15 protein-coding genes are annotated in these 20178 nt (G+C 72.3%); 3 read left to right on the top strand and 12 right to left on the bottom strand.

Annotated elements, in window-relative coordinates:
- Positions 1-7 precede the first annotated feature (7 nt).
- The 9 genes from AB0G11_RS31955 to AB0G11_RS31915 form a co-directional block, all read right to left on the bottom strand.
- Positions 8-787, bottom strand: coding sequence for an electron transfer flavoprotein subunit beta/FixA family protein (locus tag AB0G11_RS31955; protein ID WP_219501026.1), 780 nt, complete (start codon positions 785-787; stop codon positions 8-10).
- Positions 788-970: 183 nt separating this feature from the next.
- Positions 971-2167 carry a serine/threonine-protein kinase gene (locus AB0G11_RS31950; protein WP_357590322.1) on the bottom strand — a complete coding sequence of 399 codons (1197 nt, stop codon included), beginning with the start codon at positions 2165-2167 and terminating at the stop codon, positions 971-973.
- A gap of 36 nt (positions 2168-2203) precedes the next feature.
- The gene (locus AB0G11_RS31945; RefSeq protein WP_357590320.1) at positions 2204-3979 is read right to left on the bottom strand and encodes a serine/threonine-protein kinase; all 1776 of its coding nucleotides are present in this window, start codon (positions 3977-3979) and stop codon (positions 2204-2206) included.
- A 16-nt stretch (positions 3980-3995) separates the two neighbouring features.
- Positions 3996-6098, bottom strand: a complete 2103-nt coding sequence (locus tag AB0G11_RS31940; protein WP_357590318.1) for a protein kinase — start codon at positions 6096-6098, stop codon at positions 3996-3998.
- 132 nt (positions 6099-6230) lie between these two features.
- A complete protein-coding gene (locus tag AB0G11_RS31935) occupies positions 6231-6749 on the bottom strand; it encodes a YbaK/EbsC family protein (RefSeq protein WP_219501022.1) in 519 nt (172 codons plus the stop codon).
- 54 nt (positions 6750-6803) lie between these two features.
- A complete protein-coding gene (locus AB0G11_RS31930) occupies positions 6804-8354 on the bottom strand; it encodes an FAD-dependent oxidoreductase (protein WP_357590316.1) in 1551 nt (516 codons plus the stop codon).
- Positions 8355-8384: 30 nt separating this feature from the next.
- Positions 8385-9227 (bottom strand): M55 family metallopeptidase, encoded by an 843-nt coding sequence (locus AB0G11_RS31925; protein ID WP_219501020.1) that lies wholly within the window; start codon positions 9225-9227, stop codon positions 8385-8387.
- A 423-nt stretch (positions 9228-9650) separates the two neighbouring features.
- Complete coding sequence (locus AB0G11_RS31920; protein ID WP_357590314.1) at positions 9651-10856, bottom strand: DUF6395 domain-containing protein; 1206 nt, start codon at positions 10854-10856, stop codon at positions 9651-9653.
- Entirely contained in the window at positions 10847-11191 is a 345-nt protein-coding gene (locus AB0G11_RS31915) for a hypothetical protein (RefSeq protein WP_357590312.1), read from the bottom strand. Before AB0G11_RS31915 ends, AB0G11_RS31920 begins: the two co-directional genes overlap by 10 nt.
- A gap of 184 nt (positions 11192-11375) precedes the next feature.
- Between AB0G11_RS31915 and AB0G11_RS31910 the strand changes: the two genes are divergently transcribed.
- On the top strand, positions 11376-12719 hold the full coding sequence (locus AB0G11_RS31910) for a glycoside hydrolase (RefSeq protein WP_219501016.1): 1344 nt from the start codon (positions 11376-11378) through the stop codon (positions 12717-12719).
- Complete coding sequence (locus AB0G11_RS31905) at positions 12716-13765, top strand: endo-1,4-beta-xylanase (protein ID WP_357590310.1); 1050 nt, start codon at positions 12716-12718, stop codon at positions 13763-13765. Before AB0G11_RS31910 ends, AB0G11_RS31905 begins: the two co-directional genes overlap by 4 nt.
- Here AB0G11_RS31905 and AB0G11_RS31900 read toward each other — a convergent pair.
- Positions 13752-14525, bottom strand: coding sequence for an enoyl-CoA hydratase-related protein (locus tag AB0G11_RS31900; RefSeq protein ID WP_219501013.1), 774 nt, complete (start codon positions 14523-14525; stop codon positions 13752-13754). The two genes, AB0G11_RS31905 and AB0G11_RS31900, sit on opposite strands and share 14 nt — an antisense overlap.
- A gap of 113 nt (positions 14526-14638) precedes the next feature.
- On the opposite strand from AB0G11_RS31900, the gene AB0G11_RS31895 reads away from it, so the two are divergent.
- The gene (locus tag AB0G11_RS31895; protein WP_219501011.1) at positions 14639-16555 is read left to right on the top strand and encodes a peptidoglycan recognition family protein; all 1917 of its coding nucleotides are present in this window, start codon (positions 14639-14641) and stop codon (positions 16553-16555) included.
- Here AB0G11_RS31895 and AB0G11_RS31890 read toward each other — a convergent pair.
- Both AB0G11_RS31890 and glgP read right to left on the bottom strand, forming a co-directional pair.
- Complete coding sequence (locus AB0G11_RS31890; RefSeq protein WP_219501009.1) at positions 16521-17417, bottom strand: MurR/RpiR family transcriptional regulator; 897 nt, start codon at positions 17415-17417, stop codon at positions 16521-16523. The genes AB0G11_RS31895 and AB0G11_RS31890 overlap by 35 nt on opposite strands.
- 47 nt (positions 17418-17464) lie before the next feature.
- On the bottom strand, positions 17465-20047 hold the full coding sequence (gene glgP / locus AB0G11_RS31885; protein ID WP_219501007.1) for an alpha-glucan family phosphorylase: 2583 nt from the start codon (positions 20045-20047) through the stop codon (positions 17465-17467).
- Positions 20048-20178: the final 131 nt, after the last annotated feature.

Below are 20178 nucleotides of genomic sequence, written 5' to 3'. Positions count from 1 at the left end.
CCCGTTCTCAGATGAACTTCTTGGACGCCAGGAAGTCGGCGACCTTCGCGCCGCCGTCGCCCTCGTCCTTGACGATCGTGCCGGCCGCGCGCGGCGGGGCGGCGGCGAAGTCGACGACCTGCGACCAGGCGGCGCCGAGGCCCACCTGGGCGGCGTCGATCTCGGCGTCGGCCACGGTCAGCGTCTCGACCGGCTTCTTCTTGGCCGCCATGATGCCCTTGAAGGACGGGTAGCGCGGCTCGTTGATCTTCTCGACCACGGACACGACGGCGGGCAGCGTGGCCTCGACCTTGTCGTAGCCGTAGTCGGTCAGCCGCTGGACGCTGATCGAGGAGCCGTCGACGTCGACCTTGTTGGCCAGCGTGAGCTGCGGCGTGCCGAGGCGCTCGGCCAGCATCGCGGGCAGCACGCCGGTGCGCGCGTCGGTGGACTCGGAGCCGAGGATGACCAGGTCGAACCCGATCTTCTTCAGCGCCTGCGCCATCGCGTAGGAGGTCGACAGCGCGTCGGAGCCGTGCAGCGCGTCGTCGGTCAGGTGGACCGCCTTGTCGGCACCCATCGCGAGGGCCTTGCGGATGGTCTCGGTGGCCTTGCCCGGCCCCATGGTCAGGACCGTCACCTCGCCGCCGTGTGCTTCCTTGAGCTTCAGAGCCTCCTCGACGGCATACTCGTCAAGCTCGTTCACCACGCCGTCGACCGCGTCACGGTCGAGCGTCTTGTCATCGGACCGCAGCTTGCGCTCGGTCGCCGTGTCGGGGACCTGCTTCACGCAGACGACGATGTTCATGGCCGGTGGCCGACCTCCCGTGTTCGCGTGCGCCACCGCGTCGTTGCGGCGGCGCCGGATGCATGCTGTCCAGACTGCCAGGTGCCCCGTGGCGTTGTGACATCGGGGCTCCAGCGGTCATGTTACCCATCAGTAGCTTGCGTGCAAACGCCAGCGACTCTCACCATACCGAACTTTATTCGGTCACGCGGAGAGCAGGAACACGACCCCCACCACCAGGGCCGTGCCCGCGAACAGCGCCAGCACCGGCGTGGTGAAGATCGCGCTCAACGCCACCGAGAGCCCCAGCGCCCCCGCGATCCCCGCGAAGTCCGCCACGATCCGGCCCTTCCTGAACGGCCCGCGCGAATAGAGCCCGAACCCCGCGTCGATGACCACCACCAGCGTGAACGCCGACAGCAGGAACAGCGCCACCTCCGGCAGCGGCTCGCGCGCCGCGGCGGCCAGCAGCGACACGAACACCCCCGAGCCGATCAGCCAGCGCCTGCGCACCCGCTCGCGGTGCCGGGCCCTGGCGACCTCCGCCGGCTCCTTGCGGGGCAGCCGCATCTCACGGGTGGACAGGTGATGCACATCACCCGCCGCGCGCCGCCGGGAGAAGCGCGGCTTCGCCGGCGCCTCCACCCCCAGCCGCTCGCAGATGCGCGCCGCCGTCGGCCGCGCCGCCGGATCGACGGCGAGGCAGTCACGCAGCAGCGGCTCCAGCCACCCCGGCGCGCCCTCCAGATCGGGCTCGTGATGGACCACCCGGTAGGCGACCGCCGAGGCGGGCCCCTGACCGTACGGCTGCCGCCCCGTGGCGGCGTAGGCCAGCGTCGCGCCGAAGGAGAACACGTCAGCCTCCGGCCCCGCCTGGCCGCCCTCCAGGACCTCGGGGGCTAAGTAGCCGGGCGTGCCGACCACCGCGCCCGACGCCGTGACCGACAGGGAGTCGAGCGCGCTCGCGATGCCGAAGTCGATCACCACGGGCACCCCGTCAGCCATCATCACGTTGGCCGGCTTGAGATCGCGGTGCACCACGCCGGCCTCGTGCATGGCCAGCAGCGCGTCGGCCAGCCCGGTGGCCAGCGACCGCAGCTCCGCCACCGGCACCGGCACCGCGCTCAGCGGCCTGCCCTGCACGTAGCGGGTGACCAGGTAGGGGCGCGAGACGTCCAGCGAGGCGTCGAGCACCTCCGCCACGTGCGGCCCGCCCACCCGGCGCATGGTCTCGACCTCACGGGCCAGCCGCGCCAGCGCGCCCCCGTCGGTCACCACGTGCGGGTGCAGCACCTTGACCGCGACGGTCCGGCCGTCGGGATCGAGCGCCAGATGCACTTCGCCGAACCCGCCCGAGCCCAGCCGCGAAAGCAACTGGTAGGGGCCGAGGTGCTCGCTCATACCCCCTACTTTCCCCCCGGGCGGCTCCGGAGACACTCACGACCAGGGTGACAGGAAGCCGAGCCCCAGATTCTTCAGCAGGTCGCCGATCAACCCGGTGATGAGGCCCACCGCGCTGTCCTGGGCGCGTTCGGTCAGCTCGTTGATCACCGTCTCGGGTGCGCGCCACGGCTCCCACGACGGATCCTGGCCCAGCGCGAACATCACCGCGAACAGCGCCAGCGTGCCCACGGCCACGGTCGCGACCAGCGCCGCGCCCGGCGAGCGCAAGGTCGCCGTCAGCGTGCGGGTGACCGCCTTGCGCGGCGCCCCGCCGCCCGGCAGCAGGAACAGCCCGGCGGTGAACGCCCCGGCGGCGTAGGCGGCGGCCTCGTTGACGCCCATGCCGCCGCCCCAGCGCAGCACCCCCCACACGCACACGCCGAACAGGATCGACAGCGGCACCTGCGCCACGCTCACCAGCGCGGCCTTGACCAGCGCCCACGGCGTGCCGACGAGCACCAGCAGCGGATCGGCCGCGCTGCTGCCGCGCACCTGGCGGCGCTTGACCATGTCGCCGAACAGGTATTCGCCCATCCGGAACACCAGCGCCAGCACGATCGCGACCATGCTCACCACGACCGGCATCATCACGGCCAGCGCGACGAGCGACACCATCAGCAGCAGCCCGACGAACTGGCTGCCCACCAGATAGCGCTTGCGCTCGGCCGGCCTCGGCTGCGGCGGCGGCGTGTAGGGCCTGGCCTGCGGCTGCACCGAGGGCCTGGTCGGCGGCGGCGCCGGATAGCCCGCGACCCGCTGGTCCGGCCTCGGCGCCGCCGGGGGCCGCGCCGAGATCGGCGCCGGGACGTAGGGCGGCGGCCTCTCCTCGCGCGCCGGCGGGCGGCGGTCGTAGTCGACCGGCGGCAGCACGTCGGCGAACGACTCCATCACCCGCGTGCGGTTGAGCAGCCGCCTGGTGCGGCTCGGCGCCTCCGGCGGCGTCTCGTGGAACGTCGTCACCGACGGGTCCAGCGCCTTGGCCATCTTGAGCAGCTCACGGGCGTCGGGCCGGTCCTCCGGCTCCACCTGGAGCGCCCGGCTCAGCCAGCCGCGCAGCCACACGGGCGCCTTGTCGAGCTGGGCCCGGCCCTCCATGATGTTGAAGCAGACCGCCTCGAACGTGCCCGTGCCGAACGGCGGGCCGCCCACCGCGGCGAAGAACACCGTCGAGGCCAGCGAGTGCACGTCCGCCTTCTGCGTGATGTCGGAGTCGCGGATGATCTCCGGCGCCAGATAGCCCGGCGTGCCGACGAACATGCCCGTCTGGGTCAGCCGCGTGGCGTTGACCAGGTGGGCGATGCCGAAGTCGATGACCAGCGGCTCCTCGCCCACCAGCATGACGTTGGACGGCTTGAAGTCACGGTGGATCACGTCGGCCGCGTGGATGGCCACCAGCGCCTGGCACAGGCCCTGCGCGAGCTTGATGATCTGACGCGCCTCCAGCGCGCCGTCGGCCAGCACGGTCTCCTCCAGCGTGCGGCCGGGGGCGAACCGGGTCACCACGTACGGCTGGCCGCCCACGAGCTCGGCGTCGAGCACCTCCGCCACGTACGGGCTGCGCACCCGGCGCATCGTCTCGACCTCGCGGGTCAGCCGGTCACGCGCCTTGAGGTCGGCGGCCACGTGCGGATGCAGGACCTTGACCGCGACCTCGCGGCCGTCGCCGTCGACACCGAGGTGGACAACCCCCATGCCGCCCTCGCCGATTCGCCTGACCAGACGGTAGGGGCCGAGCCGCTCCGGCGTCTGGGTGTCGCCGCCCGTGCTCATCGCAACCGTCCCCGCGTCATCCGTCGTCGCCCCCGTTCAGCTTCTCCAGCAGATCCGTCGCCGAGCCGACGTCGACCGGACTCCATACGGCCTCCCTCGCGTCGTCCCCGTACGTGCCGTAGGCGAGGATGAGGGAGAGGGCGGCCCCTGCCGCCAGGACTCCCGCCATCACCATCGCCGCTGTCCTCGAGGGTACGAGCGATGAGAGCGTCCTGCGCATCTGCCTTCCGGGGCCCTCCACCCCCGGGCCGGCGCAGACGGTCCACAGCGCCACCGCCGCCCCCCAGGCCAGCGCGTTCGACGGGTCCATCTTGACTACCACGGTGAGCAGGAGCGTAACGGGCAACCCCAGAATGAGAGCGTAAAGAACGAGCGCCAGCGTGATGCCCGCCGACTTGGCCAGCGCCTGCGGCAGCCCGAACACCCTGACCACGTCGAGGGCCGCCGCGCTGCTCGGGCGGCGCACGGTCAGCGACGGCTGGGCCAGGTCGGCGGCCCGCAGCAGCACCGCGACCGGCACCGCCACCACCGCCACCAGCACCGGGGCCAGCGCGGCCAGCACGATCATGATGATGAGCAGCATCGCGCCGGCCACCGCGTAGGCGGCCGACTGCTTGAGCGGCTGGCCCGGGAGCGCGCCCGGGATGAACGGCTCGCGCCGCGTCTGCGGCTCGGGCGGGAACTGCGCCTGCGCCGGGATGTAGGGCGGCGGTGGCACCGGGGCGCCGCGGCCGTAGTCGGGCGCCTCCGGGCGCACCCGCCGCGTCGGCACCTCGCCCTCCGGCGGGTGGACGGCGGGCGCCTGGTTCCACGGCAGGCTCTGCCGGCCCGCCTCGCGCTGCATCTGGCGCAGCTCCTCCGGGCTCACCCGGCGGGTCGGCCACGGGTCGCCCTGGCCGGGGAGCAGCGACACGTACTGCTGGTCGGCGGTCTGCGGCGGGGCGTGCGGCGGGCGTCCGTCAACGACCTGGCGCGGCGTCACGGGCGGCGTGGCGGCCTCCCACGGCTGCCGGTCCTGCCCGTGCGCTGCCACGTCGCTCCCGTACGGCCGCGCCACCGGCGCGCCCTGGGGGCCGCTGCCGTGGAGCGGCACCGGCGCGCCCTGGGGGCCGCTGCCGTGGGGGTGTCCGGCCGGTGCGTCCTGGGGGCCCGTCCCGTACGGGGGACGCGCGGGCGGTTCCTTCGCGCCCGTGACCGGAACGCCCTGCGGGCCGGTGCCGTAGGGCGGGCCGGGGCGGTCGGCGTAGGGCGGCGGCAGGTGCTCGCCCGTGCGCGGCGGCCCGTCGGGGCGCGGCACGGTGGAGATCTGGTCGGGCGCGCCGCCCGGCGGCCTGGGCAGCATGCGCGCGGTCTGCTCGGCCAGCTCGGCCGCCTTGGGCCGCTTGGCCGGATTGCGCTGGAAGGCGGCCTTGAGCAGCGGCTGGATCGCCTTCGGGGCGGCGCTGACGTCGGCCTTGCCGGCGGTGATGTTGTAGAAGACCATCTCCAGCGTGCCCTTGCCGAAGGGCGGCTGGCCGGTGCCGGCGTAGAGCAGGGTGCCGGCCCAGGCGTGGATGTCGACCTCGGGCCCGGCCTCCTGGCCCTCGATGATCTCCGGCGCCAGGTAGCCCGGCGTGCCGATGAACATGCCCGTCTGGGTCAGCCGGGTCGCGTCGACCGCCTGCGCGATGCCGAAGTCGATCAGCACCGGCTCACCGTCGAGGATGAGCACGTTGCCCGGCTTGAGGTCGCGGTGGATGACGCCCACCGAGTGCACGGCGGCCAGCGCCGCGGCCACCCCGTAGCCGACCTTGAGCAGCGCGGGCAGGTCGAGCGGCCCGTCGTTCTTGACGATCTCGTCGAGCGCGCGGCCGGGCACGTAACGCGTCACGATGTACGGCCGGTGACCGGTCACGTCGGCGTCGAGCACCTCGGCGATGTAGGAGCTGCGCACCCGGCGCATCGTCTCGACCTCGCGCGCGAGCCGTCGCCTGGCGACCTCGTCACCGGCGACCTCGGAGCGCAGGACCTTGACCGCCACCTGCCGCCCCTGAGGGTCGGTGGCGAGGTGGACCACGCCCATTCCGCCCTCGCCGAGCCGCCTGAGCAGCCGGTAAGGGCCGAGTCGGTCATCGTTCATGGCATGAAGCACCATACCGGCTTAATCCCCGCCCACGAGATGAACCACGAGGCCACATTCCCACTCGTACAACGTCCAGAAGGGCCTCATCGGTTTCCCAATCAACGGTCTCGAATTGGCTACGGTGACCGATCAGCCGGCCAGAGGAAGCACTTCCGCCTGCTTGAGCCCCGCCAGGGTGGCCCCGGCGACGGCGAGCTTGGCCCGCCGCACCCCGGCGCCGATGACCACCTGAGGGTGCTCGGCCACGTTGACGTCCACCAGCACCGGCCAGCCGTCGGGCAGGCCGAGCGGGGTGATGCCGCCGTACTCCATGCCGGTGAGCTCGACCGCCTCCGCCATCGGGGCGAAGCTCGCCTTGCGCGCGTCGAGGTGCTTGCGCACCACGCCGTTCACGTCCACCCGCATCGTCGCGAGCACCATGCACGCCGCGTAGCGGATCTCACCGCCGCGCTTGGCGGCGACCACCACGCAGTTGGCCGACTCCTCCAGCGTCACGCCGTAGCGTTCGCAGAACGCCGCCGTGTCGGCCAGCTCCGGGTCGATCTCGGCCACCCGTACGCCGTCGAGCTCTCCCACGGCCCGCGCCACCGGCTCGGCCAGCAGGTCGGGCCGGTCGGCGGCGGGCACCCAGTGCAACGTCATCCCCAACTCCTCGGTCGCTCTCCCAGGACCTTACGCCGGTCCCGGGAGCGGCATGCGACGTCACGGCGACCGCAGCACCCGTTGGTGCAGTTGCGTGACGGCGCCGCGGGCGGACTCCATGGCCCCCGCCTGCCAGGCGGTCAGCCGGGTGAGCCAGTCACCCGCGAAGTACACCCTTCCGCTGGGGCGTTGCAGAAGAGTGAAGGACGAATCAAAGTCGGGCCAGCGCACCCAGCCGCCCTGGATGTGCTCCTGGCGTTCCCAGGCGATGGAGACGCTGGACAGCACGCCGGTGCGGTACTTCTCGCCGTGGATCTTCTTGCCCTGGGTGAGCGCGCGGCGCCTGCGGTCCTCCGGCGTGAGCGCGCCGTAGAGCTCGGCGTGGGCGTCGGTGTTGTAGTAGCCGACCACGATGCCGCGCTCGGCGTGGTAGTCGTGCGACGGGTACCAGATGTGGGTGATGTCCAGGTCGGTCTCGGTGACGCCGCCGTAGATCCGGTCCTCCAGCTCCCACCAGCGGCTCGCGTACTCCAGGCCGATCTTGCCGGCGGCCACGGGGACGGGTCGCCGGAGCGCGGCGGTGACGGGTTCGCCCAGGTTGTGGGGGATCTTGGCCAGCAGGTGCGGCGGGAGGGTGGCGACGCAGTAGTCGGCCTTGACGCTGCCGCCGGCCCAGGCGACCTCGACGCCGTCGGGCAGGTCGGTAATGCGGGTGACGCGGGCGCCGGTGGTGATCCGGTCGGCGCCTACGGCCGCGACGAGCCGGTCCACGATCGCGTCCATGCCGCCGACGGGCTGGAACATGGGGGTGGCCTGGTCGTACCCGAAGTCGTTGGTGATCGCGCGGCCGGTGCCGGCGGCGAGGACCTGGTGCAGGGTGCCGGGCGGGGCGAGCGGGGTGCCGCCGTCCAGCGCCGGATATTTCACGAAACCGCGCCTGCCGGACCCCTCGTACTCCAGCCGCGGCCCCAGGTCCCCGAACCGGCGCAGGAAGTCCAGCAGCACCTCCTGGTCACCCTTCGACACCTTCCTGTCGAGCGCGCCGACATGGGTGGCCTTGGCGAGCAGCTCGGCGATGTATCCGTACATGTCGGCACGGGCCGTCCCGGACCGCACCGTCTGGCCGTTCGTGTGCACGTACGTCTGCGCGCTGCGGTTGACGAACGTCTCGATCGGGACGCCCAGCTCGCGGCAGTAGTCCATCGTGACCATCCACGGCGCGATCCGCGCCGGACCGGCGTTGAAGTAGCTCCCCTCGCCGAACCGCACCGCCTGCACCGGCCCGTTCAGCTCGGTCAGCCGGTCGCCGCCCCTCAGCGTCAGGCTCCGCCCGCCCGCCTTGGGCCTGGCCTCCAGCAGCGTGCAGTCGTAGCCGGCCTTCCCCAGCTCGTACGCCGCCACCAGCCCCGCCACGCCCGCGCCCAGGATCACCACCTTCGCCGCCGCCCGGCCCTGAAGGGAGAAATCACTCTTCCTGGGCGGCGTGAACGCCTTGTCCTGCTCCGCCGGCGCCAGCCCCAGCGCGCCCATCGCCGCGTACATGGCCCCGGCGCCGCCCGCCGCACCGATCCCGACCAGCAGCCCGCGCCTGGTCAGCGCCGCGCCGTCCATCACACCTCGCCGCCGTCCCCGGTCCCTCGATCAGCCGTACGGGCCACTGCCGCACGCCACCTGACCGCCGATGGTGGCGAAGATGCCGAACAGCGCCATGATCTGGGTGTAGTCGTCCGTCGTGAACTCCGTGTGGCGAGGCCCCACCGTCTTCACCCCGGGAACCAGCGCCACAGCCGCCGCGATGGCCGTCGAGTTCCACTCCACCCCCAGCGTGTACGGAGCCTCCAAGGTGTAAGGCGTGAAGTCGCTCAACCGGTTGAGCGCCCTGACCGTCGCCTCACGAATCCGCTGCTGCGCGACGCTCGGCGGCAGCAACTCGGCCGAGAACTTCCCGATCCCCTTCTTGACCGCCACCGTCTCCACATCGCCCAGCAGCTCCCGCGCCTCCTCACCCACGGCCTCGTCACCGGTCACCACCACCACCGGCACCCCGTGGTAACCGGCGCACGCCGCCACCACCCGCGTCTCACCGCACACCTCGCCGTTGAGGTACACGTTCTGGATCTCCTTGCCCATCCACGTATGGTTGAGCACCCCGTCCGCCACGCCCGCCCGCGCGTGGTAGCCCACGAAGCAGGCCGCCGCGAACGAGCCGTCCAGGCCCTGCGCCATCCGCTGCGACTTCCCCGGGCCCCGGATCAGGCTCGCCCTCGGGTCGAGCAGATCGATCCGCAGGTTCTTCGTCGAACCGTGCGCGTCGTTGACCAGCACGCTCTCCGCCCCGGCCGCGAACGCCCCGTCGATCGCCGCATTGGCGTCGGCGGTCATCAGCTCGCACCCGCGCTCGTAGCCGCGCTGCCCGGCGTGCATCTCCTCCGGGTCCGTCAACCCGGTCACGCCCTCCATGTCAACGGACAGATATACCTTCACGCCTTGCTTTCCTCTCCACTCCCGAACCCGCCCACAGCCCCAGCCGGCCTAGCATCGCACCCCGGCCCCCAACACACCCACCCCACACCAGACCGCACCACCGCAAACCGGCCCCCACGAGCGCGGGCGCATCCGAGGCGACAATGGCACTGGAAGGCGCGCGACACCCGGGCCAGCCTGCCCCGGACGCGGGCCGTCCCCGCCGCGAGCGCGCCGGCAGCCCGTGGCCACGTCCCGCCAGGGAGCGGGGCACGGCGGCCGCCCTGTCCGTATGGGACGGGCGCGGCGGCAGCCGGTTGCCACGGCACACGCGTAAGCCGGCGGCGGGTCGTCGCCAAGTCCCCCGTGGGGTTGGGCACCGGCCGGCCCGTTCGCCGGGGCGTTTTGGGTGGTGGGGCGGCCGGTGGTGTGGGGTGGCTGGGGTCAGGAGCCCCATGATTCCACCCGGTGGCGTTCCGGGTCGGTCATGAGGCCGACGTGGGTGGTCAGGAAGGCGGCCGCCTGGTCGCGCCAGGGGGGTGGGATCTCGTCCAGGGACGGGGGGTAGCAGTGGTCGAGCCAGCGGGTGGACTCCTCGGTGGCCTCGAAGTGGTCCAGGGCCTTGGCGAACATGGTGTGCTCGATGCCGGGGATGCGGGCGAGGCCGTACTCGATCATCTCCTGGCCGCCGTAGGGCGGCGGCTGGAGCCACTTCTTGGCTTTGCCGCTGGTCGGCGGGATGGGGGTGTCGAGGGGGCGGCGTTCGACGGCGGCCTGGATGATCTCCTTGTACAGGCACTTGGCGCAGTTGCGGCAGGGCCCGTCGGTGCCGATGAGGCACCAGCGGACGTAGTCCTTGAGGTCGGAGTTCAGGGCCAGGCGCATGGTGACGGCCTCGCTCACCCCGCCCACGGGGAGGACGATGTGCACGCCGGCGGCGGCGAAGAGGCGGCCCCACGCGCCGTGCGGGGCCCACATGGGGTTGTCGGGCGTGTAGCGCAGCAGGTAGCGGTCGCCGCCGAGCCAGCGTGAGCCGAGTTCGTAGCCGAAGGCGAGCCCGCCGAGGTCGAGGCGGTCGGCGAGGAGCAGGGCGCCGGCGGCGACGGCGTGGTGCTCGGGGTAGCCGGGCCGGGGTTTGGCGAGCGTGAACTCCAGGTCGGAGGAGACGGTGGTGAGGTCGCGCCCGGTCCGCGCGGCGAGTTTGGCGAGCACGTCGGAGCGGTAGTGCGGCCAGCGGTTCGGCACGCGGGGGTGCGGGACGCGGCGGAAGTGGACGAACGGCGCGTCGGGGTAGATGGCGGCGGCGGCCACGGAGTCGGCGCCGCCGCTGTAGGAGATGGCGAGGGCGCGTCCGGTACGGCGTGGCTCGGCGGCGACGGGGCCGGCGTCGACGCCCCAGCCGTCGTGCAGCGCGGCGGCGACGTCGGCGGAGACGGCGCGGTCGAAGGTGATCCGGCGGCGGGTCCAGGGGGCGACGACGGTCCAGGCGGCGACGGCGAACAGGTCGGGGTGGGCGTCGTCCGGCACGCCGGCGATCGTGCAGGTGTTGGTGGCGAGCTTGACCGGGTGCTCGTCGGCGGCCCGGCCGGTGATCTCGTCCTCGGGGTCGAGGCGGAAGGTGAGCCGTCCGCCGGTCCAGTTCACGCGCACGGGCGTGCCTCCGTTCCGCGGTCAGGCACGGCGCCGGGGCCCGCCGAGCGGAGTTCGTCCACGGCCTGCCAGAGGAGGACCTCGTTCTGCAGGAGTCCGTCGAGCGCCTGGGCGGTCTCGTGGGCCAGGCGGCAGGTGTCGGGGGCGGGCGGCGGGGGCGCCTCCTTGAGGCGTTTCACCTCGGCCCGGAGGGCGGCCAGTTCGTCGCGCAGGGCGCGGGTCTCGCGGTGGGCGTCCTGGAGGTCCCGGCGGTGGTCGGCGATCGGGACGTAGTGGGAGTCGAGCCAGGCACGCACCTTGGCACGCAGCCGGGAGGGGACCAGGACGCGCATCATGACACGCCACCATAGTGGCAAAAAGCCCCCCAGACCCGCCCGCCCTGGCAACACCGGCATCACGGCGGCCGGGCGTGGCGGCGGCGGGCGGAGGGGTGTTGACGTCGCGCCGCCGGGCGCTTACGTTTCCCGCTGACGGCGAAAACTATCGCCCTTGTTCCGAAATTTTCGGAGGCCCGGCGTCATGTTACGAAGCGTTGTCGCGATCGGCCTGCTCGGGTCCGCCACAGTGACTCCAGCGGTGAACCCGGAGGGCCGGCCCGTCATCACGATCCAGGAGCACGTCCGCCATCAGGAGATCGACGGGTTCGGGCTGTCGCAGGCGTTCCGGCGCAACGAGCTGGTCCGCGCCCTGCCCGAGGAGCGGCAGCGGGAGCTGCTGGATCTCTGGTTCGACCGGGAGAAGGGCGCGGGCCTGAGCATCCTGCGCCTGGGCGTCGGCTCCTCCCCCGCCGGCAGCCCGTACGACCACATGGTCTCCATCCAGCCCGAGGATCCGGGCGGCCCGGACGCGCCGCCGCGCTACACGTGGGACGGCGAGGACAACGGCCAGGTGTGGGTGGCCAAGGAGGCCCAGCGTTACGGGGTGCGGCGCTTCTACGCCGACGCCTGGAGCGCCCCCGGCTACATGAAGGACAACGGCGACGACAGGAACGGCGGCACGCTGAAGCCGGAGTGGCGCGAGGCGTACGCCCGCTACCTGGTGCAGTACACGAAGTTCTACGCCCGCGAGGGCATCCGGATCACCGACCTCGGCTTCACGAACGAGCCCGACTACACGGCCCCGTACGCGTCGATGCGGTTCACCCCGGAGCAGGCGGCGGAGTTCGTCAAGGTGCTGGGCCCGATCGCCCGGGGCGTGCGGGTCGCGTGCTGCGACTCCTTCGGCTGGAGCGAGGCGAAGGCGTACACGGCGGCGATCGAGGCCGACCCGGAGGCGCGCCGGTGGGTACGGACGCACACCGGGCACACGTACGCCAGCCCGGTGGACGGGCCGCTGCCGACCGGCAGGAAGACGTGGATGTCGGAGTGGAACCCCGGCGGCGGCGCCTGGAACGAGAGCTGGGACGACGGCAGCGGCTACGACGGCCTCACGGTGGCCCGCGCGGTGCACGACGCGCTGACGCTGGGCGGGGTCAGCGGTTACGTGTACTGGTTCGGCGCATCGCGGGGCGCGACCAGGGCGCTGACGCAGATCGACGAGGCGGCGGGCACCTACCGGGTGTCCAAGCGGCTGTGGGCGCTGGCGGCCTACAGCAGGTTCGTCCGGCCGGGCGCGGTCCGCGTCGGGGCGGAGTCGGCCGACCCGGCGCTGAAAGTTTCGGCGTTCCGCAACCCCGGCGGCCCGACGGTCGTCGAGGTGCTCAACACCGGCTCGGAGGCCGTCACGTGGCACGGCGTACGCGGCAGGGCGGCCGCCTACGTCACCGACGGCACGCACGCGCTCGACCCCCTGCCCGTCGCCGGCCGGAGCGTGACGCTCCTGCCGCGCGCCCTCACCACGATCGTGATCGGAGATCACCGATGAGAGCACTCGCCCTCGCCCTGGTCCTGCTGCTGGCCCTGCCGGGCACGGCGTACGCCCAGGGCGGGCACGACCCGCGCGACCTGCGTGACCTGGCGCGTAAGAACGGCATCAGAATCGGCTCCGCGGTGGACGTGGCCGCGCTGCGGGCCGAGCCGGACTACCGGGCCGCGCTCAACCGCGAGTTCGACCACGTCACCGCCGAGAACGCGATGAAGTGGGAGTCGGTCGAGCCGGAGCGCGGCGTCCACACCTGGGACGACGCCGACGCGGTGGTGCGCAACGCCCGCCGCCACGGCCAGAAGGTACGCGGCCACACGCTGGTCTGGCACAACCAGCTCCCGGCCTGGCTGACGGCGGGCGTCGAGGACGGCTCGATCGGCGCGGCCGAGCTGCGGGAGATCCTGCGCGAGCACGTCACCGCGCAGGTCCGCCGCTACCGGGGCCAGGTCCGGGCCTGGGACGTGGTCAACGAGGCGTTCGAGGACGACGGCACGATGCGGCAGAGCATCTGGCTCAAGCATCTGGGCCCGGGCTACATCGCCGACGCCTTCCGGTGGGCGCATCGGGCCGACCCGCACGCCAGGCTCTACCTGAACGACTACAACCTGGAGTGGAGCGTCCCCAAGATCGAGGCGACGCTGGCGCTGGTCAAGGAGCTGAAGGCGCAGCGGGTGCCGATCCACGGGATGGGCTTCCAGGGCCATCTGGGCATCCAGTACGGCTACCCGGGCGACTGGGCGAACGTGATGGGCCGCTTCGCCGAGCTCGGCCTGGAGATCGCGATCACCGAGCTGGACGTGCGGATGGAGCTGCCGGTGACGGCGGAGAAGCTGGCCACGCAGGCCGAGTATTACACCCGCGCGCTCACCGACTGCCTGAGCGTGCGGGCGTGTGCGGAGGTCACGGTGTGGGGCTTCACCGACCGGCACTCGTGGGTCCCCGAGTGGTTCGACGGGGAGGGCGCCGCGTGCCTGATGGACGAGAGCCTGGCCGGGAAGCCCGCCTACGACGCCCTGCTGGCGCTGGGGAAGGTCAGCGGCCGGTGAACTTGGGGGTGGACTTCTCGGCGAACGCGGACATGCCGATCTTGGCGTCGTCGGTCGCGAACAGGCCGGAGAACTGCAGCCGCTCGATCTCCAGGCCGGTGTCGAGGTCCACCTCCAGCCCCTGGTCGACGGCCTGCTTGGCGGCCCGCAGCGCGACGGTGGGGCCGCCGGTGAAGGTCGCGGCCCACTCGCGGGCGGCGCGGTAGACGTCGGCGTCGGGGACGACCCGGTCGACGAGGCCGATGGCCAGCGCCTCGGCCGCCGGGACGTGCCGGCCGCTGAAGATGAGGTCCTTGGCGCGGGCGGGGCCGACCAGGCGGGGCAGCCGCTGGGTGCCGCCGGCGCCGGGGATGATGCCGAGCTGGATCTCCGGCTGGCCGAGCTTGGCCGACTCGCCGGCCACCCGGAAGTCGGCGCACAGCGCCAGCTCGCAGCCGCCGCCGAGCGCGTAGCCGGTGATGGCGGCGATGACGGGCTTGCCGATGCGGGCCACGGCGGTGAAGCAGTCCTGGAGGGTGCGGGAGTGGGCGGCCATGTCGGCGTAGGACATGCCGGCCATCTCCTTGATGTCGGCCCCGGCGGCGAAGACGCGCTCGCCTCCGTAGAGGATGACGGCGTGCGCGTCGGGGTCGGCGTCGGCGATGCGCGCGGCCTCGGCGATCTCGCGCTGGACCTGGCCGTTGAGCGCGTTCATCTTGGGACGGTCAAGCGTGATCGTGGCGATCTGGTCGGCCACCTCGACACTCACGAAATCAGCCATGAGCCGACCCTACTAGTTAACGTCTGAAAAATTCCTTCGCAAAACTCTCGCCGGAGAAGGAAAATGTTGAGACGCTGACGGGGTTACAGCACCCCCCAGTCAAGGAGCGGTACATGCGCAGAGCGCTGGCGATCGCCGCGGTCGCCATTCTGCCCTTAGTCAACCTCACCGGCGCCCGCGCCGCCGCCGAACCGGACGACCGGCAGGCCGCCTTCGCGGCCGCGGCCGAGGAGTTCAAGGTTCCGCAGAGCGTGCTGCTGGGCGTCTCCTATCTGGAGTCACGCTGGGACGCCCACGCCGGCCAGCCCAGCAACGACGCCGGCTTCGGGCCCATGCACCTGACCGACGCGGCCGCGTACACCGGGACGAACCACCACCACGAGGAGGGCGCGGAGGACGCGCGCGGCGACGAGAGCAGGCCGCTGGTCGTCCCCGAGCACCAGACGGCGCCGGTGGAGATCCCCGCGTCGCTGCGCACGATGGAGAAGGCCGCCGAGCTCACCGGCGAGAGCCACGAGCGGCTCCGCACCGACCCGGCGGCCAACATCCGCGGCGGCGCGGCGCTGCTGGCCGAGTACCAGAAGGCGCTCGGCGCGCCGCTCAGCGACAATCCCGGCGAATGGTACGGCGCGGTCGCCCGGTACTCGGGGGCCGAGGAGGCCGAGGCCGCCAAGTTCTTCGCCGACGAGGTCTTCGCCACCATCGAGCAGGGCGAGCAGCGCGTCACCGACGACGGCCACCGGGTGAAGCTCGACCCGGTCCCCGGCCTGGACAAGGTCGAGAAGTGGCTGGAGAAGCTCGGCCTGCGCCCGCCGCGCCGCGACGGCGTCGAGTGCCCGCCCACGATCTCGTGCGAGTGGATCCCGGCCGCCTACGCCGAGCTGCCGCCCGACGACTACGGCAACCACGACCTGTCGAACCGGCCGCACAACCAGAAGGTCGACTACATCGTCATTCATGACATGGAGGGCTACTTCGGCCCGTCGATCGGCCTGGTCCAGCGGGCCACCTACGGCGCGAGCTGGCACTACTCGCTGCGCTCCTCCGACGGCCACATCGCCCAGCACATCAAGACCAAGGACGTCGGCTGGCAGGCGGGCAACTGGTACATCAACGCCAAGTCGATCGGCCTGGAGCACGAGGGCTTCCTCGCCGAGGGCAGCACCTGGTACACCGAGGCGATGTACCGCACGTCCGCCAAGCTCGTCCGCTACCTGGCGTTCAAGCACGGCGTGCCGCTCGACCGAGCGCACATCATCGGCCACGACAACGTGCCCGGCACGCTGCCGACCACCGTCCGCGGCATGCACGAGGACCCGGGGCCGTTCTGGGACTGGGCGCACTACTTCAAGCTGCTCGGCAAGCCGCTGCACCCGTTCGGCGGCCCCAACTCGGGCAGCGTCATGATCAGGCCCGACTTCGCCACGAACAAGCCGTACTTCTACGGCTGCGACCGCAAGAACCCCGAGGCCGCCTGCCCGCCGCTGCCCGCCGGCACGGTCTGGCTGCGCACCGAGCCGCGCGCCGACGCGCCGCTGATCAAGGACATCGGCAAGCACCCCACGGGCGAGTCGCTCTACAGCGTGTACGACCACAGCGCGCGGGCCAGCACCGGCCAGCGCTTCGCCGTCGCCGACCGGCAGGGCGACTGGACGGCCATCTGGTATCTCGGCCAGAAGGCGTGGTTCCACAACCCGGCCGCCGCGCCGACCGCCATCCCGTCGATGGGCCTCGTCGTGACGCCCAAGCCGGGCCTGGCCACGGTCCCGGTGTACGGCAGGGCGTACCCGGAGAAAGAGGCCTACCCCGAGGGCATCCCGTACCAGGCGGTGACGCCGCTGCAGTACACGTTCTCGGCGGGCGAGAAGTACACGCTGTCAGGCACGGCGGCGGCCGAGTACTACCGGGCCGTCACCTTCGACCCGGCCGGCCACACCGTGGTCCGCGGCAAGACGAAGTATCTGCAGATCCAGTTCGGGCACCGGGTGATGTTCGTCAAGGCTGACGACGTGCGGGTGACGCTCGCTTAGTGAACTCCTCGACGGCGCGCCTGGTGCTCGCGAGAGCCTCCTGTGAGGAGTCGAACGTGCGCTGGGCGACGCCGACGAAGACGCAGTCGACGACGAGGAGCTGGCTGATGCGGCTGGCCAGCGCGCCGGGCCTGAACTCGGTCTCGCGCCCGGCCGAGATCAGCACGTGCTCGGCCAGCTCCGCGATGGACGAGCGGGGGTTGTTGGTGATCGCGACCGTGGTCGCGCCCGCCTCCCCCGCCCTCGTCAGCGGCTCGATCACGTCGGGCGTCTCGCCCGAGGTGCTGATGCCGATCGCCACGTCGCCTTCCCGGAGCAGCACCGCGCTGGTCAGCGCCAGGTGGGCGTCCTGGAAGGCGTGGCTGGACAGGCCGATCCGCATCAGCTTCTGCGCCATGTCCTCGGCGACCAGGCCGGAGGCGCTCACCCCGTAGGCGTCGATCCGGCGGGCCCCGGCGATGGCGTCGACCACCAGGCCGAGCCGCTCGGAGGTGAGCTGGGCGACAGTGTCGTTGATCGCCTCGGTCTCGGCCCGCGCGACCTTCAGGATGACCTCCGACAGCGGGTCGTCGGGCGCGAGGTCACCGGGGACGAGCCGGTCGGGCTGGGCGGCGGCCGCCGCCAGGGCCAGGCGGAGCTGCGGGTAGCCGGCGAAGCCGAGCAGCCGGGCGGTGCGCACGATCGTCGCCTCGCTGGTGCCGGAGGCGGCCGACAGCTCGGTGATCGTGCTGCGCGCGACCGTCGCCGGATCCTCCAGGATCAGCCTGGCGACGGTGCGCGCGGCCGGGGTCAGGGACGGCAGCACGCCGCGGACCGTCGCCACCAGTGTGTCTGCCCGCAGGCCGTTCCCGCTGTCGTCCACAGTGCAGATTATGCCGCTGGTTCAGCACATTTCTACCGGGAGCCGCCCTACCGCAACGTCCCGTTGGTCATCCCGGCGGGCTCCTCCGGAACGGCGACCAGCCCCAGCTCCGCGCTGGCGGCCACCAGCGGGTGGTGGGGCACGACGCGCACCGTGTAGCCGAACGCGCCGGTGCGGTCGAGCGGGACCACGCCGGTGTAGTGGGCGCGGCCGTCGTCGTCGACGCCGTCGGCGGAAAGCGCCAGGTAGGCGGGGTGCAGCAGCTCGTCGTGCGGGCCGACCCGGCCGTAGGCGGCCTCCACGCGGACGTCGCCCGGCTCCAGGTCGCCCAGCGCGACCGTGGCGCGCAGCTCCAGCGACGCGCCGACCTCCGGCGTGTCACCCACGCCGGACGCCTCCACGTGCTCCACCCGCACGCCGGGCCAGCCCTTGGTCACCTTGAGCCGCCAGGCCGCGAACGCCTTGGCCGGCGCGTAGTGATCGGCGGACAGCTCGCGGGCGGCCCGCGCGGCCGGGGTGTAGAGGTCGACCACGTAGTCGCGCAGCATCCGCCCGGCGAGCACCTTGGGGCCGAGCGAGGTCAGCGTGTGCTTGACCATCTCCATCCACCGGCGTGGCAGCCCGTCGCCCGCCCGGTCGTAGAACCGGTCGGACACCTCGTGCTCGATCAGGTCGTAGAGGGCCGCCGCCTCCAGCTCGTCGCGCCGGTCGGGGTCGCTGACGCCGTCGGCCGTGGGGATCGCCCAGCCGTTGGTGCCGTCGTACCACTCGTCCCACCAGCCGTCGCGGATGGACAGGTTGAGGCCGCCGTTGAGCGCAGACTTCATGCCGGACGTGCCGGACGCCTCCAGCGGGCGCAGCGGGTTGTTGAGCCACACGTCGCAGCCCTGGGTCAGCAGCTGGCCCAGCGCCATGTCGTAGTCCGGCAGGAACACGATGCGGTGGCGCACCTCGGGCCGGTCGGCGAACTTGACGATCTGCTGGATCAGCTTCTTGCCGCCCTCGTCGGCCGGGTGCGCCTTGCCGGCGATCACGATCTGCACCGGCTTGTCGGGGTGGAGCAGCAGCTCGGTGAGCCGTTCGGCGTCGCGCAGCATGAGCGTGAGCCGCTTGTAGGACGGCACCCGGCGGGCGAACCCGATCGTCAGCACGTCGGGGTCGAGCACGTCGTCGATCCAGCCGAGCTCGGCAGGCGAGGCGCCGCGGTCGCGCCACGAGGCGCGCAGCCGCTCCCTGGCCCCTTCGACCAGGCGGCGGCGCAGCGTGCCCCGGATGTGCCAGATCTCCGCGTCGGAGATCTTCTGCACGCCCTCCCAGCCGCGCGCCCGCTCCAGCAGCGACGGCAGCTCGCGCCCGGCCAGCTCCATGAACTCGCGGCCCACCCAGGTCGGCGCGTGCACGCCGTTGGTGATCGAGCCGATCGGCACCTCGTCGACGTCGAAGCCGGGCCACAGGTTCTTGAACATCTCCCGGCTGACCTCGCCGTGCAGCTCGGAGACGCCGTTGACGCGCTGGGCCAGCCGCATGCCCATGACGGCCATGTTGAACCGGCTCGGGTCGGCCTCGGCGCCGAGCGCCAGGATGCGCTCGACGGGCACGGTCGGCCAGGCGTTGTCGCCGCCGAAGTGGCGGGCGATCATGTCGACGGGGAACCGGTCGATGCCCGCCGGGACCGGCGTGTGCGTGGTGAACACCGTGCCGGCCCGTACGGCCTCCAGCGCCTCGTCGAACGAGAGCCGCGCCTCGGTCAGCTCGCGAATGCGCTCCACGCCGAGGAAGCCGGCGTGGCCCTCGTTGGTGTGGAAGACCTCGGGGTCGGGGTGCCCGGTGATGCGGCAGTAGGCGCGGATGGCCCGCACGCCGCCCACGCCCAGCAGCAGCTCCTGCATCAGGCGGTGGTCGGTGCCGCCGCCGTAGAGGCGGTCGGTGATGTCGCGGGCGGCGCTGTCGTTCTCGGCCACGTCGGAGTCGAGCAGCAGCAGCGGCACCCGGCCGACCTGCGCCACCCACACCTGCGCGTGCAGCACCCGGCCGGCGGGCAGGCCGACGCGGACCTTGACCGGCGTGCCGTCGGCCTCCTTGAGCTGACTCAGCGGCAGCCCGCCCGCGTCGAGCGACGGGTAGTGCTCCAGCTGCCAGCCCTCGGGCGAGAGCGACTGGGTGAAGTAGCCGTGGCGGTAGAGCAGCCCGACGGCCAGGATCGGCACGCCGAGGTCGCTGGCCGCCTTCAGGTGGTCGCCGGCCAGGATGCCGAGGCCGCCGGAGTACTGCGGCAGGGCGGCGGCGATCCCGTATTCAGGCGAGAAGTAGGCGATCGCCCGCGCGGCGTCGGGCAGGGTCTGGTACCAGCGGGGCGCGGTCATGTATTCGCGCAGGTCGTCGGCGGCGTCGGCGAGCCGGCGCTGGAAGCGGCGGTCGGCGGCCAGCTCGGCCAGCCGTTCGTGGCCGACGGCGCCCAGCAGCGCGACGGGATCGTGGCCGACCTGCTCCCAGAGTGCGGCGTCGACCTCGGCGAAGAGGTCCATCGTCTCCGGGTGCCACGACCAGCGCAGGTTGTGGACGAGCTCGCCGAGTGCGGCCAGCTCCGCGGGCAGGACGGTCCGGACGGTGAACCGGCGGATAGCTCTCACAATTTCGAACCCTATGGGCTAGGAGGGACCTCTGAGTCCTTCACCGGGAGGGAGGAACTTCAAACCCCTTCCAGGAGGAAGCATGAAGAGGGACTATTGGGGCAACTTCTTCCAATGTCAGTTCTCCCGGG

The organism is Nonomuraea sp. NPDC023979 (genome assembly GCF_040639085.1).
GTDB lineage: Bacteria > Actinomycetota > Actinomycetes > Streptosporangiales > Streptosporangiaceae > Nonomuraea > Nonomuraea ceibae.
Note: the sequence above shows the minus strand (reverse complement) of the source record. Positions and strands in the feature narration are given on the sequence as shown.

Coding starts and splice junctions, on each gene's coding strand:
- AB0G11_RS31950 (WP_357590322.1), bottom strand. CDS start 2,167: ATGAGCGAGCACCTCGGCCCCTACCAGTTGCTTTCGCGGCTGGGCTCG.
- AB0G11_RS31905 (WP_357590310.1), top strand. CDS start 12,716: ATGAGAGCACTCGCCCTCGCCCTGGTCCTGCTGCTGGCCCTGCCGGGC.
- AB0G11_RS31910 (WP_219501016.1), top strand. CDS start 11,376: ATGTTACGAAGCGTTGTCGCGATCGGCCTGCTCGGGTCCGCCACAGTG.
- AB0G11_RS31895 (WP_219501011.1), top strand. CDS start 14,639: ATGCGCAGAGCGCTGGCGATCGCCGCGGTCGCCATTCTGCCCTTAGTC.
- AB0G11_RS31930 (WP_357590316.1), bottom strand. CDS start 8,354: ATGGACGGCGCGGCGCTGACCAGGCGCGGGCTGCTGGTCGGGATCGGT.
- AB0G11_RS31945 (WP_357590320.1), bottom strand. CDS start 3,979: ATGAGCACGGGCGGCGACACCCAGACGCCGGAGCGGCTCGGCCCCTAC.
- AB0G11_RS31940 (WP_357590318.1), bottom strand. CDS start 6,098: ATGAACGATGACCGACTCGGCCCTTACCGGCTGCTCAGGCGGCTCGGC.
- AB0G11_RS31915 (WP_357590312.1), bottom strand. CDS start 11,191: ATGATGCGCGTCCTGGTCCCCTCCCGGCTGCGTGCCAAGGTGCGTGCC.
- AB0G11_RS31955 (WP_219501026.1), bottom strand. CDS start 787: ATGAACATCGTCGTCTGCGTGAAGCAGGTCCCCGACACGGCGACCGAG.
- AB0G11_RS31900 (WP_219501013.1), bottom strand. CDS start 14,525: ATGGCTGATTTCGTGAGTGTCGAGGTGGCCGACCAGATCGCCACGATC.